The following is a 14880-nucleotide window of genomic DNA, read 5'->3' as shown; positions in this document are numbered from 1 at the left end:
GGCACCCCATGCTCCCCAGGCCCGCGCACCCAAGGCGCACGCAGTGAATATCGAGCCCGCACTCAAGGCGCTGGCGGCCGCCCTCCACGGTGAGGGCCCCGCCGTCGAACTCTCCGCCGGCCCCGACGGCAATCCGGCAGTGACCCCTGTCCGGACCCCCGGGTTCGAGGACGCCGTCGTGGTGGTCCGCACGTCCGGGTCCACCGGGGCGCCCAAGGCGACGGTCCTGACGGTGGACGCGCTGGCGGCGTCGTCGATGGCCACCGCCTTTGCGCTCAAGGGCGAGGGACAGTGGCTGCTGGCCCTGCCGCTGCAGTATGTGGCGGGCGTGCAGGTACTGGTGCGGTCGCTGTTTGCGGGCACCCGGCCGTGGGCCATGGACCTGTCCGCGGGCTTCACCGCTGATGCCTTCACCGCGGCCGCACTGGAGCTGACGGACAAGATCCGCTTCACGTCGCTGGTGCCCACGCAGCTGCAGCGCCTGCTCGCGGATCCGTCGGCGGACACCCTCGCTGTGCTGCGCCGCTTCAACGGCATCCTGCTCGGCGGCGCCCCGGCCTCGGCCGAGCTCCTGGCATCCGCGCGGGACGCCGGCCTCCGGGTGGTCACCACCTACGGTGCGGCGGAAACCTGCGGCGGCTGCGTGTACGACGGCTATCCCCTCGAGGGCGTGGCCCTGCGGCTCGCCGAAGACGGCCGGATCCACCTGGGCGGGGCCATTCTCGCGGCGGGCTACCTGGACGCGCCGCGGCAGACCGCCGAGTCCTTCATCGAGGAGGACGGCAGCCGCTGGTACCGGACCAACGACCTCGGCACCCTGGATGCCGACGGCCGGCTCACCGTGCTGGGCCGTGCCGACGACGTCATCATTACCGGCGGCGTCAAGGTCTCCGCCGCGCACGTGCAGGCGGAGCTGGAAAAGTCCGACGGCGTGACGGCGGCTTTTGTGGCCGGCGTCGAGTCTGCGAAGTGGGGCCAGGCCGTGGCGGCCTATGTGGCAGTCGCCCGGACCGCCTCCGGGGCCGATGGCGCTGGACGGGACGGCGCCGCGTGGGCCGAGGAATGGCACCGCACGCTCGGGCTGCTGGCCCCCAAAACCGTCCTGCCGGCCGGAGAGCTGATCATGCTGCCCAACGGCAAGCCGGACCGGCTGGCCATGATTGAACGCCTCAACGCGCTGCATCAGGGAAAATAGAGTAGTCCTGCCGCCGCGCCGCTGCGGATTCGCGAACCCGGCGCACGCCCATGCTTTTTGAATGTATCACCGACCCAACACGAGGTACTTACCGTGGCAACAGCCGCACAATGGATCCAAGGCGCCCGGCTCCGCACCCTGCCGGCCGCGATCGCCCCTGTTCTGATCGGCTCGGCGGCGGCCTATGAGATGGCCTCCTTCCGCCCGCTCAATGCAGTCCTGGCGGCCCTCGTGGCGCTCCTGCTGCAGGTCGGCGTCAATTACGCCAACGACTACTCCGACGGGATCCGCGGGACAGACGAGAACCGGGTCGGGCCCCTGCGGCTGGTCGGTTCCGGTGCCGCCCGCCCCGAACACGTGAAGTATGCCGCGTTCGGTGCCTTCGGCCTGGCGATGCTCGTGGGGCTGGTACTGGTCATCATCACCCAGACGTGGTGGCTGCTGCTGGTGGGCGTGGGCTGCGTGATGGCGGCCTGGGGCTACACGGGCGGAAAGAACCCGTACGGCTACATGGGCCTGGGCGACGTCTTCGTGTTCGTGTTCTTCGGGCTTGTGGCCACGCTCGGCACCACCTACACGCAGGCGGGGCAGATCGGCCTGCCTGCCGTGATTGGCGCCATCGGTACGGGACTCATCGCGTGCGCCCTGCTCATGGCCAACAATGTCCGGGACATCCCCTCGGACATCCAGGCCGGGAAGAAAACCCTGGCGGTGCGCCTGGGCGACAAGCACGCCCGCGAGAGCTACGTGCTGATGCTGGCCGTGGCGATCCTGCTCGTGGTGATTTTGGCTCCCACGCGGCCGTGGATGCTGATCGTGTTGCTCCTGATCCCGGCCTGCCTGATGCCGGCCTGGCTCATGATCAACGGACGGAAGCGCAAGAGCCTCATCCCGGTCCTGAAGCAGACGGGTCTCATCAACCTGGGCTACGCCGTGCTGTTCTCGCTGGGACTGGTGCTGAGCAGCGGGCTGTAAGGCCTAGGCTTCCTCGCCGCGGGGTTCCCGCTTCTTGACGTCGTTGCGGATGGTGACGTCCGGGTGGGTGTCCACGAGGTGGTCCTCGGCCTGGGCATCGTCGATCTCGCCGGCGGTGCGGATGGGCTTGGCGCGGCCGGAGAAGCGGGCATGCAGTGACGCCGTCGCGGCATCGCGCTGCTTTTGGAAGAAGAGGTAGCTGATGGCGAAGGAAATCAGCCCTGCACAGACGACGGCCAGAAACCACCCCAGCTGCAGGAAGACGAACAGCACAAACAGGGGCAGGAAGATCGCTAACCGGATCAGGGAGTATTTCAGAAAAGCCACTATCCAAGTTTAGCCGTCCCGCCTGAACGTATCCTGCGTCATCTGCGGCTCCGGTTCGGCGTTTTGCTGGCGCACGACTGTGGGCATACTGTAATCTCCGCCGGGGCGCGCGGCGGCTAGACTGATTGCATGCCTCGTGTTGCACTCGCAGTCGCCGTTCTCGCCATCTACGTCTACGGACTGGTGGACGTCATCCGGACTGACAGGCATCTGACCCGCGGGTTTTCCAAGACAACCTGGATCATCATGGTTGCCCTCCTGCCGCTCATCGGCGCCGCACTGTGGTTCCTGATCGGCCGCCCCCGCGCATCGGCCGTGGCCCAGCCCGTCTACCAGCGCCATCCCACCGCCCCCGACGACGACCCCGACTTCCTGCGGAACCTCGAGCAGCGCCGCCGCAAGGCCGAGGCGGAACGGCTCCGCAAGCTGAGGGACGACGCTGCGCGGAAGAACCAGGCCGACGGCGGCCCTCACCGCACGGGTGCTGCGGGCACAGGCAGCACCGGCGCAGCTCCGGGCACCAGCAGCGGCAGTTCGAGTGCCAGCGGACCGGCGGCGGGCGAGCCGGGTCCACGCAAGCCGGGCGCCGCGGGCGAGGCCAACGCCGAAGGGAACCCCGAGGCCAAGTAGCGGCGACCCCTGACCGCACCGATTTACCCGAAAGGGCCGCCCAGCAGCAAGCTGAGCGGCCCTTTTTGGTAAAACGGTCGCAGCAGGACGATGCCCACACGCCCGGGCAGCCACCGCCCACTATTCCTCCACACCGGCCCTGAATTGTGGACAACGGCACGCAGACCCACTTCGGGCAGCAGAATGCTCCTATGCCGCGTCCACGTCCCCTTCCTCCGGCCCTGCAGGGACAGCCGTTCACCATCCGCCAGGCTACGGCTGCCGGCCTAACCCGGAGGCGAGCACGGGCCCTCGACCTGACGAGCCCCTGCCACGGAGTACGCGCGCCTGCGGCCGTGGAGATCACCCTTCTTGTCCGGGCGCGCGGTCTGGCACTCGCAACCGGAGCAGTCGTCAGCCATCTTTCAGCCGCTGCGCTCTGGGGTTTCCCGTTGCCCCTTCGTTTCGACGATCACGCCGTCATCCATTTGACCAGCCGGGACGGCGCACGGGCTGTGCGAAGGAAGAACGTCTGCGGCCACTGCCTTCCGCTCCCGGAGGACGAGATTTTCGAGGGCCGCTTCGTTGCCTGCACGTCACCGCTTCGGACGTGGTTCGATCTGGCCGGCATCCTCTCCCTGCAGGACCTCGTCATTGCCGGCGACTTCCTTCTGCGCCGCAAGGGTCCCCTCTCCACGCCCGAGGCACTGGACGCTTTCCTCGCCGAGAAGCAGGGACGGGCAGGCTATCGCAAGGCAATGAAGGCCAGGGCTCTCGTCCGCGCGCGCACCGATTCGCCGAAGGAGACCGAACTGCGGCTTCTGCTGATCGTCGCCGGGCTGCCCGAGCCGGCCATCAACGTCCCCATGTTCGATGAGACCGGCGGCTGGGTCCAGGACCCGGATATGTCCTACGAGGAGTTCAAGATTGCCATCCAGTACGACGGCGGCCACCACGCCACTCCAGCGCAACGAAGAAGCGACATCTTCCGCGATGAAAACGCACGGAGTCTGGGCTGGCTCGTGGTGGTCCTGACACAGTTGGACCTGGATCCCGTCGCCCGGGGCATGGAGCCCAGCGCCGTCACCAAGGTGCGCAAAGCCCTAACAAGCCGTGGCTGGACGCCGCACGTTAATCGTCCGTCGCCCGATAACCAACCGCACCGGCACCCCTGAAGTCCGAAGCACCTCGCCCACGCGGGGCCTGACCGACCTCTCCTGCAGCTTTCGCCAAAAAAGGCCGCCCAGCAGCAAGCTAAGCGGCCCTTTTCGGTAAATCGGCGAGGCCAGGCGTCCCTTTTCGGTAAATTGGCGAGGCCAGGCGTCCCTTTTCGGTAAATCGAAGGCGTCTTCAGATCGGGGGCGCCCTCAGCCAACGTGATGCCCGGTAGCTGCCCCCTCCTTCGTTACGCCAAAAAAGGCCGCCCAGCAGCAAGCTGAACGGCCTTTTTCGGTAAATCGACGAGCGTGAGCGGCCCTTTTTGGCAAACCGGCGACCCGGCAGGCCCGGCGCCCCGGAACCCCCTACAGCCCCGAGTACGAGTGCAGGCCGTTGAAGAACTGGTTCACGATGGTGAAGTTGAAGACCACGCACAGGTAGCCCACGATCGACAGCCAGGCGGCACGGGTGCCCGTCCAGCCGCGGGTAGCGCGGGCGTGCAGGTAGCCGGCGTAGACCACCCAGATCACGAAGGTCCACACTTCCTTGGTGTCCCAGCCCCAGAACCGGCCCCAGGCCTTCTCCGCCCAGATCGCGCCAAACATGAGGGTGAAGGTCCAGCCGATGAAGGCGATCGCGTTGATGCGGTAAGACAGGTTCTCGAGGCTCAGCGCGGAGGGCACCAGGCGCATGAAGCCCAGCTTGTCCGCGCCGCCGGCCGCGATGGTCTTCTGCCGGTGCGACTGGACCAGCTGCAGCGCGGACATCGCGAAGGTCAGGGTGAACAGCGCGGAGGACAGCACCGCGATGGACACGTGGATGATCAGCCAGTAGCTCTGCAGCGCGGGCACCAGGTGGCCGACGGGGGTCCAGAACGCCACGGACGCGGCCACGAGCATGATGATGACCAGGCCCACCACGAACGTGCCGAGGAACCGCAGGTCGCGGCGGACCAGCACCGCGAGGAACACGGCCGCGGCCACGAAGGCACCGGTGGTGAGGAACTCGTACATGTTGCCCCACGGCACACGGCCGGCGCCCACCGCACGGGTCAGCACGGCGGCGGCGTGGATCGCGGCGCCCAGGACGGTCAGTGCCACGGCCACGCGCGCGGGCGCGCGGCGTTCGCCGTAGCGCATGCTGTCGTCGGCGGTCTGCCCGGCGGCGCCGTTCGCGGTACCGGAGGCGTACGACGACGACGGCCGCTCGGCCCGGTCTGCCGGTCCGGACAGGCGGTCCTCACCGCTGCCCGCGGTCCGCGGCGTGGTTGCCCCCACGGACGCACCTGCCACCACCGGAACCTTGGCGGACGCATCCGCCGACGTACCGGCAGCGGCCTTGAGGTCAACCGACTTCAGGGTCTTGCTGCTTCTGGCAAGATCCCACGCGAACGCGATGAAGGCGACGGTATAGGTGCCGGCCGCAAGCAGCATGAAGAGCTCGCTGTACTGGCCCATGGTCTCGTTGATGGGAAACATTACTGGTCCTTCTTCGGCTCAGGCGAGCCTGCTGGTGAGGAGTTGGAAGGTGCAGTTTCGGTGTTGCCGGCGTCCAGGTTCCACTTGCGCGCCAGGAGGCCGCGCAGCGTTGCGGCTTCGCCGGCCAGCCGGTGATCCTCGCCGCGGGCCAGGAGGCCGTACTCCACCATGGTCCTGCCGTCCTGGTGGGTGCCGGTGCGGATCCAGACGCGGCGGCGGTTCACGTAGAGGGAGACGATGAGGCCGGCCACGGCAAGCAGCGCGAAGATGAGGGCGGACAACTGTCCGGGATTGTGGTGGATGTCCACGCCCACGTACTTCTTCACGCCGTCGAACGTGATGGAGCCCTTGCCCTCGGGCAGCGTGTAGGTGTTGCCCGGCGCGAGCGTGATGCCGCCCGCTTTGAGGTTCCGACCGTTGAGTTCCTTGAGGTTCTTGACGTCGAGCTCAAAGACGTTCTGCGGGGAACCCTTGTCCAGGCCAAGGTCGCCGTAGTACGAGTTCAGGTTCAGCTGCGGGTTGATGAGGTCCGGGTCGCCGCTGAAGGAGATGCCCTGTTCAGTCACGAAGGCCGTGGGGAGGAAGAATCCGGCGAAGCCCAGCTGGTCGGGCTTGGCGTCGGGGACCTTGATGACCACGGAGGAGTAATAGTTCTCGCCCTGCAGCTTGGCCACCACGGGGCCCTGCATGGCGACGTTGCCGCTGCCGTCGCGGACCGTGATGACCGGGGCGTAGCCGTTGCCCGTCAGGTAGATGCTGGTGCCGCCGAGCGTGACGGGGTCGTTGACCTTGAGGACTTCCTTCTTGGCCGGCGCCCCGGGGTTTTCCTTGGTGGTGACATCCGCCGTGAAGTCGATGGGCTGGCCGAACTTGCCCTGGGATTCGCGGTCGAACGTGGCCTGGAACTTGTCCAGCTGGATCGAGTACGGCTGCAGCTGGCTGCTCTGGAAGTTGGTGCCCGGCGTGAACTGGTCGTAGCCCACCAGGGTGTTCACGAACGTGTCACCCTCCACCAGGATCCGCTGGCCGCTGTAGCCGAACAGCCCGCCGACGGCCACGGACACCAGCACGCCGATCAGCGAGGTGTGGAAGACAAGGTTTCCCACTTCCTTCAGGAAGCCGCGCTCGGCCCCCAAAGATGGCCGCGCGCCGCCGTCGTGCCTTACCTCAACGCGGTACCCGCGTTTCTTCAGCAGCGCCGCTGCGTCCTCAATGGCGTCCGACGCCGGGATGCCGGCGTCCGCGGGCACCACCAGGGTGCCGTACTCGGGCAGGCGGGACAGCCGCTTCGGGGTGCGCGGCGGCTGCGAGCGCATGGCCTTGTAGTGGGCGATGGCCCGGGGCACCACGCAGCCGATCAGCGAGATGAACAGCAGGATGTAGATGGCCGAGAACCAGGCCGAGGAGTAGACGTCGTACAGCTGCAGTGAGTCCAGCAACTGGCCGTAGTCCGGGTGGTCCTTGATGTACTGGGTGACCACGGACGGGTTGGCGGGGCGCTGCGGGAACAGCGATCCGGGCACCGCGGCCACCGCCAGCAGGAGCAGGAGGAACAGCGCGGTGCGCATGCTGGTCAGCTGGGTCCAGGCCCAGCGGAGCATGCCCACGAAGCCCAGGGAGGGAACTGCGGCCCCGGCCTTGGCAGCCATCACGGCGTCTTTTTTGGCAGGCCCGGGCTGCGGGACGTCCTCGGCCGGGGATTTCTCGGTTGACTTCACACGCTCGCTCATCAGATCGGCAACTTCACATCGGTTTGGAACCAGTACTGCAATTCGGTGACCCAGGTTCCCCACAGACCCGTGGCCATCAGGATGCCCAGGACAATCAGGACTCCGCCACCGGTGCGCTGGATGGCCAGCCGGTGCTTGCGGAAGAAGGACATCACGCCCGCGCCGCGCCGGACCGCCAGGGCGATCAGCAGGAACGGGATGCCCAGGCCAAGGCTGTAGACGAAGGCCAGGAACGCGCCCTTCGCGGCGGAAGAGCCGCCGGAGAGGCTCAGGAGCTGGACGGCGGAGTAAGTGGGGCCGATGCAGGGTGCCCAGCCGAGGCCGAACGTGATTCCCAGCAACGGCGCGCCCCAGAGGCCCGCCGGCGGTTTCGCGTGGATCTTGGCGTCGCGCTGGAACCAGGAGAAGCCGCCCATGAACACCACGCCCATCAGGATCACCACGACGCCCAGGACCTGCGTGACCCAGGCGTTCTGCCCGCCGGAGATCAGGGAACCCAGCTGGCCGAACGCACCGCCGAGCAGCACGAAGATCACCGAGAAGCCGAGCACGAACAGGCCGATGCCCGCCAGCATGCGGCCGCGCTTCTGCTTCTGCAGGTCAACGCCCGTGAGCCCCGTGACGTAGCCCAGGTATCCGGGCACCAGCGGAAGCACGCACGGCGAAAGGAAGGACACGAGTCCGGCCAGCAGCGCCACGGGGATGGCGAGCAGGAGGGAACCGTTCAGGATGGCTTCGGCGAAGGGGCTGTTCACGGGAGGTTACTCTGCCACGGCAGACTGAATGAGAGCTTTGAGCGTGCCCTTCTCGATCTCCCCCAGCACGCGCGACGCCACCCGGCCCTGCTTGTCCACCACGAGCGTCGTGGGGACGGCGCCCGGGGGTACCAGGCCGGAAACGGCCAGCAGCACGCTGCCGTCCTTGTCGTCGAAGCTCGGGTAGGTGAGCCCGAAGGTCTTGTCGAAGGCGTCAGCTGTGGCCTTCTCATCGCGCAGGTTCACACCGAAGAACTGCACGCCCTTGCTCTTGAACTCCTGGTGCAGGGCTTCGAGGGACGGCGCCTCCACCCGGCAGGGCGCGCAGGCTGCGAACCAGAAGTTCAGCACGGTGACCTTGCCCAGGAAGTCCTTGGGTGTCACGGCGGTGCCGTCAAACAGGGTGCCCTCGATCTGGATGCCAGACTTGCGCTCCGCTGCGGCGAACTCGGTCACTGAGCCGTCGCCGGCTACGTAGTTCTTGTTGTCCCCGGCTTTGGCCTGCTTGGCCAGGGCGTCCTCCTGGGCGCAGGCGGACAGGCCCAGCGTGATCGCTGTGAGGGCCAGGCCACCGGCGGCGAGGACGCTGCGGCGGGAACTTTTGGGTGTTTCAGTCATAGCTAGGCTCCGGGGGTGCTCGAGGCACCGGGAAGAAGGGCGGCGGCGGGTTCGCTGTACTCCACGCGGAGCAGGGCGCCGTCGTCGCCGAATACCAGGGAGGTGAGGGAGGTCAGGGTGCATTCGCGTTTCCGCGGATCGTGCCACAGCGGCTTGCCCTCGGCACTGAGCCGGGTGGCCCAGATGGGAAGCTGGTGGCAGACCAGGATGGCCTCGGCACCGTCGCCGCCGAGTTCGATGGCCTTCGCGCGGGCTTCCTGGACGGCCTCGGTCACGCGGGCTGCCTGCAGCTTGTAGGGCTCGCCCCAGGACGGCCGGAAGGGGTTGACCAGGTGCGGCCAGTGCTTGGGTTTGCGCAGCTCGGCTTTGGTGACCTTCAGCCCTTCGAAGTAGTTTTCGGCCTCAATGATCCGGCTGTCGGTGTGGATGTCCAGCCCAAGCGCAGCCGAGGTGGGCTGCGCGGTTTCCTGGGCACGGGTGAGTGGCGAGGCCACCAGGTACACGATGTTGGCACCCTGGGAGGCGCGTTCGCGGAAGTGCTCGGCGAGCGTCTGCGCCATCTGCTGGCCAAGTTCGGAGAGGTGGAATTCAGGCAGCCTGCCGTACAGGACACCTTCGGGGTTGTGGACCTCGCCGTGGCGGAGCAAATGGACAGTGGCTTGGGGCATGTCTACCAGTTTCTCAAAGGGCAGGGGCAATGACGAAATCTTCTACACCAAGTAGAACTGAGAAATTTTTAAAAAAGTTCCCTGGCGGTGGAATAAAAGATGCAAATGCATGTTTATACTGGATGCAGCAGTTAGTTGAGACTTCAACAAAAGCTTCAACGATCACAGTCCGACCACTTACACAAGGAGAACCACCATGGCACTTTCCACCGAGCTCACCCGCGGCACCTGGACCCTCGACAACTCCCACAGCGAGATCGCCTTCACTGTCCGCCACGCCGGCATCAGCAAGGTCCGCGGCCAGTTCAAGGACGCCGCCGCCACCCTGAACCTCTCCGAGGACGTCACGGCCAGCAAGGTCGAGGCCACCATCCAGACCGCCAGCTTCGACAGCGGCGACGCCAACCGCGACGGCCACGTCCGCGGCGAAGACTTCTTCGACGTCGAGAAGTTCCCGGAGATCTCCTTCGTTTCCAACGGCCTGGTTGCCAACGGGGACAGCTACGAACTCCAGGGCGACCTGACCATCAAGGGTGTCACCCGCCCCGTCTCCCTCGAGACCGAATTCAACGGCGTTGCAGTGGACCCCTTCGGCAACACCCGCGCCGGTGTTTCCGCAGAGACCACCATCAGCCGCAAGGACTTCGGCCTGACCTGGAACGCAGTGCTGGAAGCCGGCGGCGTCCTGGTCAGCGACAAGGTTGCCATCAACCTTGAACTGGCCTTCATCGCCCCTGCAGCCTAGATTTCACGCTGGTCCAGCAGCCACGATTGCTGGAACCCAAACGCCCCGTCCGCGGTCTCTCCGCAGGCGGGGCGTTTGGCGTTCAGGCCTTCTGGAATTGGCGAAATCCCGGGTTTAAAGTGAGTGCCATGAGCACCCCCAGAGATGAACCGGAGCCCCGTGATCCCGGGGCCGTGCCGCCGCCCGGCAGCCATCGCCCGACGCCGGGCCAGCCGACGCCAGGCCAACCGGGCCAGCCGACGCCGGGCCAACCGTTCCCGGCCCAGCAGCCGCCCACCGGTAGTGGCCGGTTCGCCTTCGAACTGCCAGCGGACCGGCCACGGAACTTTGGCGAGGTCATGCCGCGCGGGGGCTTCTCCGGCCTCTTCGACGTGACGGGGCTGCCCACGGAGCTCAAGGTGTCCTACTGGATCTGGGTTATCGGCGGCCTGCTGGGGCTGCTGGGCGGTGTGATCGGCATCTTTGGTGTGCTGGTGCTCTTCGCGATCATTCCCGGCCTGGCGGTCCTCGTGTTCCTGCTCGTCCTCGTGGCCTTGGCTGTGGCGGCGGCGGAGATTGTCCTGGCCCTGAAGCTGAAGGAAGGCAAGGAGTGGGCGCGGCTGGCCCTGACCATCGTGGCCGGGGTGTCGCTGCTGCTGGCCATCATCAGCTCAAGTTTCCCCGCGGGCCAGGACGGGAACTGGCTGGGCTTCCTGGTCAGTCTGGTGGCCACGGCGCTGATGTGGGTGCCCAACTCGCAGGCCTGGTTCGTTGCAGCACGGGGACGCCGCTGACCGCCGCCCGGCAGGGACCCTGATTTCGTGGCCGGACAGTGCCCTGCCACGCAACGTTTCCGCAGGTAGGCATGCCTTTGGAATACCTCTCCGGAATGATCCACGGCGCACCCGCTGAGGGGTACGGTGGGAAGTGAACCATGCTGGGGAGGGCAGGCGTCTGAACCGGTAGCCGATTCAGACGTCACTACGCAAAGGACCGCTCATGAGCAATCCTCCAGTCCCGCACTCCAATGACCCCGGCTCCGACGAGCCGGACAACGGCCGCCAGCCAGGCAACGAACAGCCACGCTACGGTCAGGACGCGCCCCAGCACGAGCAAAGCACTCCGCAGTTCGGGCAGGGCACCCCGCAGTACGGCCAGGTAACGCCACCCGCCCCCCAGTACGGCGAGAACGCGCCGCAGTATGGCCAGAACGCACCCCAGTACGGACAGAACGCACCCCAGTACGGACAGGCCGGACAGGGCGGCGCACCGCAGTACGGGCAACCGCAGTACGGACAGAACCCGCCGCAATACGGGCAGGCCGGACAGGGCGGCGCACCCCAGTACGGGCAGTCTCAGTTTGGGCAGTCCCCTTACGGCCAGAGCCCGTATGGCCAGTCCCCCTACGGGCAGTACCCCTCGGAACAGGCCCAGGCAGCAACCGGCGCCGGCGTTCCGAAGCTCGTTAACTATTCCTTCTGGATGATCATCGCCGCAGGCGTCTTGTCCATCCTGTCCGTACTGATCGCCATCCCCACCCTGGATGACCCGGCCATGCGGAGCACGTTCGAAGAGCAGCTGCGCGGCAGCGGCCAGAACATCGCCTTCGAGGACGTCAAGGGCTTCATCATCGGAACCATGGTGGTCTTTGCCCTGATCGGCGCCGGCCTGTACGCGTTGGTGGCCTTCAACATCCGGAAGGGCAAGAACTGGGCGCGCATCCTGGGCACCGTGTTCGCTGCGCTCTCCGTCTTCAGCCTCTTCCCGCTGGGCCTTAACACTCTGGTAGCGCTCCTGGGCATCGCCGCGATCGTGATGCTGTACCTGCCGGGATCAGCTCAGTACTTCCAGAAGCCGCAGCCGTTCGCCAACCCGTACTCGCAGCCGGGTGGCCCGTACGGCCGCTAGCTAATCGAACGCTGCCTCACCCCAACGGGCGCGGATTCCTGAAAGGCCGGAGCTACTCCGGCTGACCGGGGGTCTGCGCCCGTTGCGCGTGGTACGCCAGGATCTGCAGTTCGGTGGCCATGTCCACCTTCCTCAGCGTCACGCCGTCGGGCACCTGGAGCATCACCGGCGCAAAGCTGAGGATGCTCCGCACGCCGGCGTCCACCACGCGGTCGCATATGCTCTGGGCGACGGCGGCCGGCAGTGCCAGCACCACCATGTTGGTGCCGGTCCGTTCCAGGACCGTCTCCAGGTCCGCAACGTCGCTGACCCGCAGCCAGCCCACCTCATTGCCCACCACCATCTGGTCGGCGTCAAAGATGGCAACCACGTCAAAGCCCCTGGATTCGAAGCCGCCGTAGCGGGCCAGCGCCTTGCCCAGGTTACCGGCGCCGACAATCGCGACTTTCCAGTCATGTGTCAGGCCGAGTGCGGCGGCGATGTGGCGGCTCAGGTACTGCACCTCATAACCCACGCCGCGCGTGCCGTAGGAGCCCACATGGGACAGGTCCTTGCGGAGGGTTGAGGAGCTGACTCCGGAAAGCTCAGACAGTGATTCGGAGGAGACCCGCTCGGTGCCTTCGGCCAGCAGGGAGTTCAGGGCGCGCAAGTAGATCGTCAGCCGGGCCACGGCCGCCGGCGGGATCTGCTTTCCGGCAGCCCCGGTGGGCCCAGGCAGGGGCTGGGGTGGTGAATCGAGCGAAGTCACTATCTGCTCCGTTACGTCGCGTTGTGAGTCCACTCTAGATCCCCATCAGTTATGTCAACAAAGCCAATGCCATTGTTCGAAATTGGCTAATCTCCCGCGATGGCCCGGCGCAGGACACGCTCCAGGCGCGCCTCGTCGATCTTCCAAAAGTCGCGCTGGACGCCGTCCACCAGCACCACCGGGATCTCCTCGGCATAGCGTTCGCGCAGCTCGTCGTCGGCGTCCAGCTGCCGCTCCGACCACGAAAGTCCCAGCCCGGCAGTCACCCGCCCGACGGCGTCGCGCGCCGCGGCGCACAGGTGACAGTCTGCTTTGGTGAGGAGAACGACGTCGGGGTTTGCCATGCTTCAACCGTATCGCCGTTCCCGATGCGGAGCGACGCGGCGGCCGTCAGGTGCGGGGTACTGCATTGACTAGACTCAGTGGCATGCCCGAGGAGAAGTACGTCGCTGTGGCCCACCGTCCGGTTGCGAAGCAGCAACACGGCGAGGCAGCCTTCTTCGACGTCGACAACACCCTCATGCGTGGCGCCAGCCTGTTCCACGTGGCCAGGAAAATGCACCAGCGCGGCGCCTTCACGCTTGCGCAGGCGGCGGGCATGGCGTGGAAGCAGCTGAAATTCGTGCTCCGGGGCGAGAACCTCAATGACGTCCACGCCGTCCGGGATTCCGCGCTGAGGCTCGCCGCCGGCATCACGGAGGAGGACATCAAGGCGCTGGGCGAAGAGGTCTATGACGAGATGATCGCCTCCCGGATCTGGCCCGGCGCGAAGGCCCTGGCCGAGCAGCACCTGCGCGTGGGCCGGAAGGTGTGGCTGGTCACCGCGACGCCTATCGAGGTGGCCACCGTGATTTCCACGCGGCTGGGGCTCACGGGCGCCCTCGGAACGGTGGGCGAGACCAAGGATGGCTTTTACACGGGCAGGCTCGTCGGGGACATCCTGCACGGCGCCGCCAAGGCTGTGGCGGTCCAGGGCATCGCGGACAACCACGGACTGGACCTGAAGCGCTGCTGGGCCTACAGCGACTCCTACAACGACATCCCGCTCCTGACGATGGTGGGCCATCCGGTGGCGATCAACCCGGACGCCCGCCTGCGCAAGCACGCCCGCGAACGCAACTGGCCGGTCTACGACTTCCGCTCAGGCCGCCGGGCCGCCACCCTGGGCCTCAAAGCAGCCACAGCAGGAGGAGCGGTCTACGGCCTCTGGCGGGGCTACACCCGTTTCCGCGGCCCCCGGGCCTGACACTGTTCTCCGCGCACGGCGGTATGCGTGTCGCGGGAGGGTATGCGTGTCACGGGAGGGTTTGCGTGTCGCGGGAACGCAAAAATGCCCGCACCCTCGAAAGGGGCGGGCATTGACGCGTAGAGCTAGCTCTACTTCTTATTGCGGCGCTGGTGGCGGGTCTTACGAAGCAACTTGCGGTGCTTCTTCTTGGCCATACGCTTGCGACGCTTCTTAATAACTGAACCCACGAAAGTTCCTTACAAACTAGATGCAGTACCTGTCTGATGGAGAAGGTCCGTGGACTGAGCAACAGACTGACAACTGACAGATTCTTACAATGACGTAAAACGTTCCTTAACAGGGTACCGCTTATCTGGAGCACCCCCTGACCAGCACAGCCCCGTGGCGTGCAGCGGCCCCCAAGGCGGCTGCAGCAACCACGGGATCGGTGCGGTCAGTCGGGTCCCGTTAGGCGGTGCCCGTATGACCGTCCACGACAGCACCCTTGAGGTACTGTTCGACGGCGGTCTCCGGGACGCGGTAGGAGCGGCCGAACCTGACGGCGGGCATCTCCCCCGAATGGACAAGGCGGTACACGGTCATTTTGGAGACACGCATTACCTCAGCCACCTCGGCCACGGTCAAGAACTTGGCGTTCGAGAAGTTCGACTCTGCGGACATTACCCATATTCCTTTGCTCTCAGCAACGACGCCGGTCTATCTGCGGTGTGCGCCGATGCTGAGCCATCGAACAACCGT

18 protein-coding genes are annotated in these 14880 nt (G+C 66.4%); 8 read left to right on the top strand and 10 right to left on the bottom strand.

Features of this window, described 5'->3' with window-relative positions; genetic code table 11:
* The first annotated feature begins 43 nt into the window (after positions 1 to 43).
* Together AC57BR_RS19455 and AC57BR_RS19450 are read left to right on the top strand one after the other, a co-directional pair.
* Entirely contained in the window at positions 44 to 1195 is a 1152-nt protein-coding gene (locus AC57BR_RS19455; protein WP_496363556.1) for an AMP-binding protein, read from the top strand.
* A gap of 93 nt (positions 1196 to 1288) precedes the next feature.
* Complete coding sequence (locus tag AC57BR_RS19450) at positions 1289 to 2170, top strand: 1,4-dihydroxy-2-naphthoate polyprenyltransferase (protein WP_496363554.1); 882 nt, start codon at positions 1289 to 1291, stop codon at positions 2168 to 2170.
* A 3-nt stretch (positions 2171 to 2173) separates the two neighbouring features.
* Here AC57BR_RS19450 and AC57BR_RS19445 read toward each other — a convergent pair whose 3' ends face one another.
* Positions 2174 to 2497, bottom strand: coding sequence for a DUF4229 domain-containing protein (locus AC57BR_RS19445; protein ID WP_496363552.1), 324 nt, complete (start codon positions 2495 to 2497; stop codon positions 2174 to 2176).
* Positions 2498 to 2626: 129 nt separating this feature from the next.
* Between AC57BR_RS19445 and AC57BR_RS19440 the strand changes: the two genes are divergently transcribed.
* Positions 2627 to 3127: a PLD nuclease N-terminal domain-containing protein gene (locus AC57BR_RS19440; protein ID WP_496363550.1), complete on the top strand. Its 501-nt coding sequence runs from the start codon at positions 2627 to 2629 to the stop codon at positions 3125 to 3127.
* Between the two features lie 335 nt (positions 3128 to 3462).
* Complete coding sequence (locus AC57BR_RS19435; RefSeq protein WP_496363548.1) at positions 3463 to 4281, top strand: putative endonuclease domain-containing protein; 819 nt, start codon at positions 3463 to 3465, stop codon at positions 4279 to 4281.
* Between the two features lie 348 nt (positions 4282 to 4629).
* On the opposite strand, the gene ccsB is transcribed toward AC57BR_RS19435, so the two are convergent.
* From ccsB to AC57BR_RS19410, 5 genes are read right to left on the bottom strand one after another with little or no spacing between them, the layout of a single operon-like run.
* Positions 4630 to 5742 carry a c-type cytochrome biogenesis protein CcsB gene (ccsB, locus tag AC57BR_RS19430; RefSeq protein ID WP_496363546.1) on the bottom strand — a complete coding sequence of 371 codons (1113 nt, stop codon included), beginning with the start codon at positions 5740 to 5742 and terminating at the stop codon, positions 4630 to 4632.
* Positions 5742 to 7472 (bottom strand): cytochrome c biogenesis protein ResB, encoded by a 1731-nt coding sequence (resB, locus tag AC57BR_RS19425; protein WP_496363544.1) that lies wholly within the window; start codon positions 7470 to 7472, stop codon positions 5742 to 5744. Before resB ends, ccsB begins: the two co-directional genes overlap by 1 nt.
* On the bottom strand, positions 7472 to 8227 hold the full coding sequence (locus tag AC57BR_RS19420; RefSeq protein ID WP_496363542.1) for a cytochrome c biogenesis CcdA family protein: 756 nt from the start codon (positions 8225 to 8227) through the stop codon (positions 7472 to 7474). Before AC57BR_RS19420 ends, resB begins: the two co-directional genes overlap by 1 nt.
* A 6-nt stretch (positions 8228 to 8233) precedes the next feature.
* Positions 8234 to 8845 (bottom strand): TlpA family protein disulfide reductase, encoded by a 612-nt coding sequence (locus AC57BR_RS19415; RefSeq protein WP_496363540.1) that lies wholly within the window; start codon positions 8843 to 8845, stop codon positions 8234 to 8236.
* A 2-nt stretch (positions 8846 to 8847) separates the two neighbouring features.
* On the bottom strand, positions 8848 to 9513 hold the full coding sequence (locus tag AC57BR_RS19410) for a histidine phosphatase family protein (RefSeq protein ID WP_496363538.1): 666 nt from the start codon (positions 9511 to 9513) through the stop codon (positions 8848 to 8850).
* A 196-nt stretch (positions 9514 to 9709) separates the two neighbouring features.
* Here AC57BR_RS19410 and AC57BR_RS19405 point away from each other — a divergent pair, with 196 nt between their 5' ends.
* The 3 genes from AC57BR_RS19405 to AC57BR_RS19395 all read left to right on the top strand — a co-directional run bounded on the left by AC57BR_RS19405 (position 9710) and on the right by AC57BR_RS19395 (position 12145).
* Positions 9710 to 10258 (top strand): YceI family protein, encoded by a 549-nt coding sequence (locus AC57BR_RS19405; RefSeq protein WP_496363536.1) that lies wholly within the window; start codon positions 9710 to 9712, stop codon positions 10256 to 10258.
* 128 nt (positions 10259 to 10386) lie between these two features.
* Complete coding sequence (locus tag AC57BR_RS19400; protein ID WP_496363534.1) at positions 10387 to 11031, top strand: hypothetical protein; 645 nt, start codon at positions 10387 to 10389, stop codon at positions 11029 to 11031.
* A 205-nt stretch (positions 11032 to 11236) separates the two neighbouring features.
* A complete protein-coding gene (locus tag AC57BR_RS19395) occupies positions 11237 to 12145 on the top strand; it encodes a hypothetical protein (RefSeq protein WP_496363533.1) in 909 nt (302 codons plus the stop codon).
* A 52-nt stretch (positions 12146 to 12197) separates the two neighbouring features.
* Here the strand turns inward: AC57BR_RS19395 and AC57BR_RS19390 are convergent, their stop codons facing one another.
* Together AC57BR_RS19390 and AC57BR_RS19385 are read right to left on the bottom strand one after the other, a co-directional pair.
* The gene (locus AC57BR_RS19390; protein ID WP_496363532.1) at positions 12198 to 12893 is read right to left on the bottom strand and encodes a redox-sensing transcriptional repressor Rex; all 696 of its coding nucleotides are present in this window, start codon (positions 12891 to 12893) and stop codon (positions 12198 to 12200) included.
* Between the two features lie 86 nt (positions 12894 to 12979).
* Positions 12980 to 13237, bottom strand: a complete 258-nt coding sequence (locus tag AC57BR_RS19385; RefSeq protein ID WP_496363530.1) for a glutaredoxin family protein — start codon at positions 13235 to 13237, stop codon at positions 12980 to 12982.
* 83 nt (positions 13238 to 13320) lie between these two features.
* On the opposite strand from AC57BR_RS19385, the gene AC57BR_RS19380 reads away from it, so the two are divergent.
* On the top strand, positions 13321 to 14139 hold the full coding sequence (locus tag AC57BR_RS19380) for an HAD family hydrolase (protein WP_496363528.1): 819 nt from the start codon (positions 13321 to 13323) through the stop codon (positions 14137 to 14139).
* 131 nt (positions 14140 to 14270) lie between these two features.
* On the opposite strand, the gene AC57BR_RS19375 is transcribed toward AC57BR_RS19380, so the two are convergent.
* A complete protein-coding gene (locus AC57BR_RS19375; RefSeq protein WP_003792170.1) occupies positions 14271 to 14369 on the bottom strand; it encodes a 30S ribosomal protein bS22 in 99 nt (32 codons plus the stop codon).
* 220 nt (positions 14370 to 14589) lie between these two features.
* Positions 14590 to 14802, bottom strand: coding sequence for a helix-turn-helix domain-containing protein (locus AC57BR_RS19370; protein WP_003797758.1), 213 nt, complete (start codon positions 14800 to 14802; stop codon positions 14590 to 14592).
* Positions 14803 to 14880 lie beyond the last annotated feature (78 nt).

The organism is Arthrobacter sp. BGA-UO-ETr-C19, from assembly GCF_059568005.1.
This window is presented reverse-complemented; position numbering and strand designations above follow the sequence as displayed.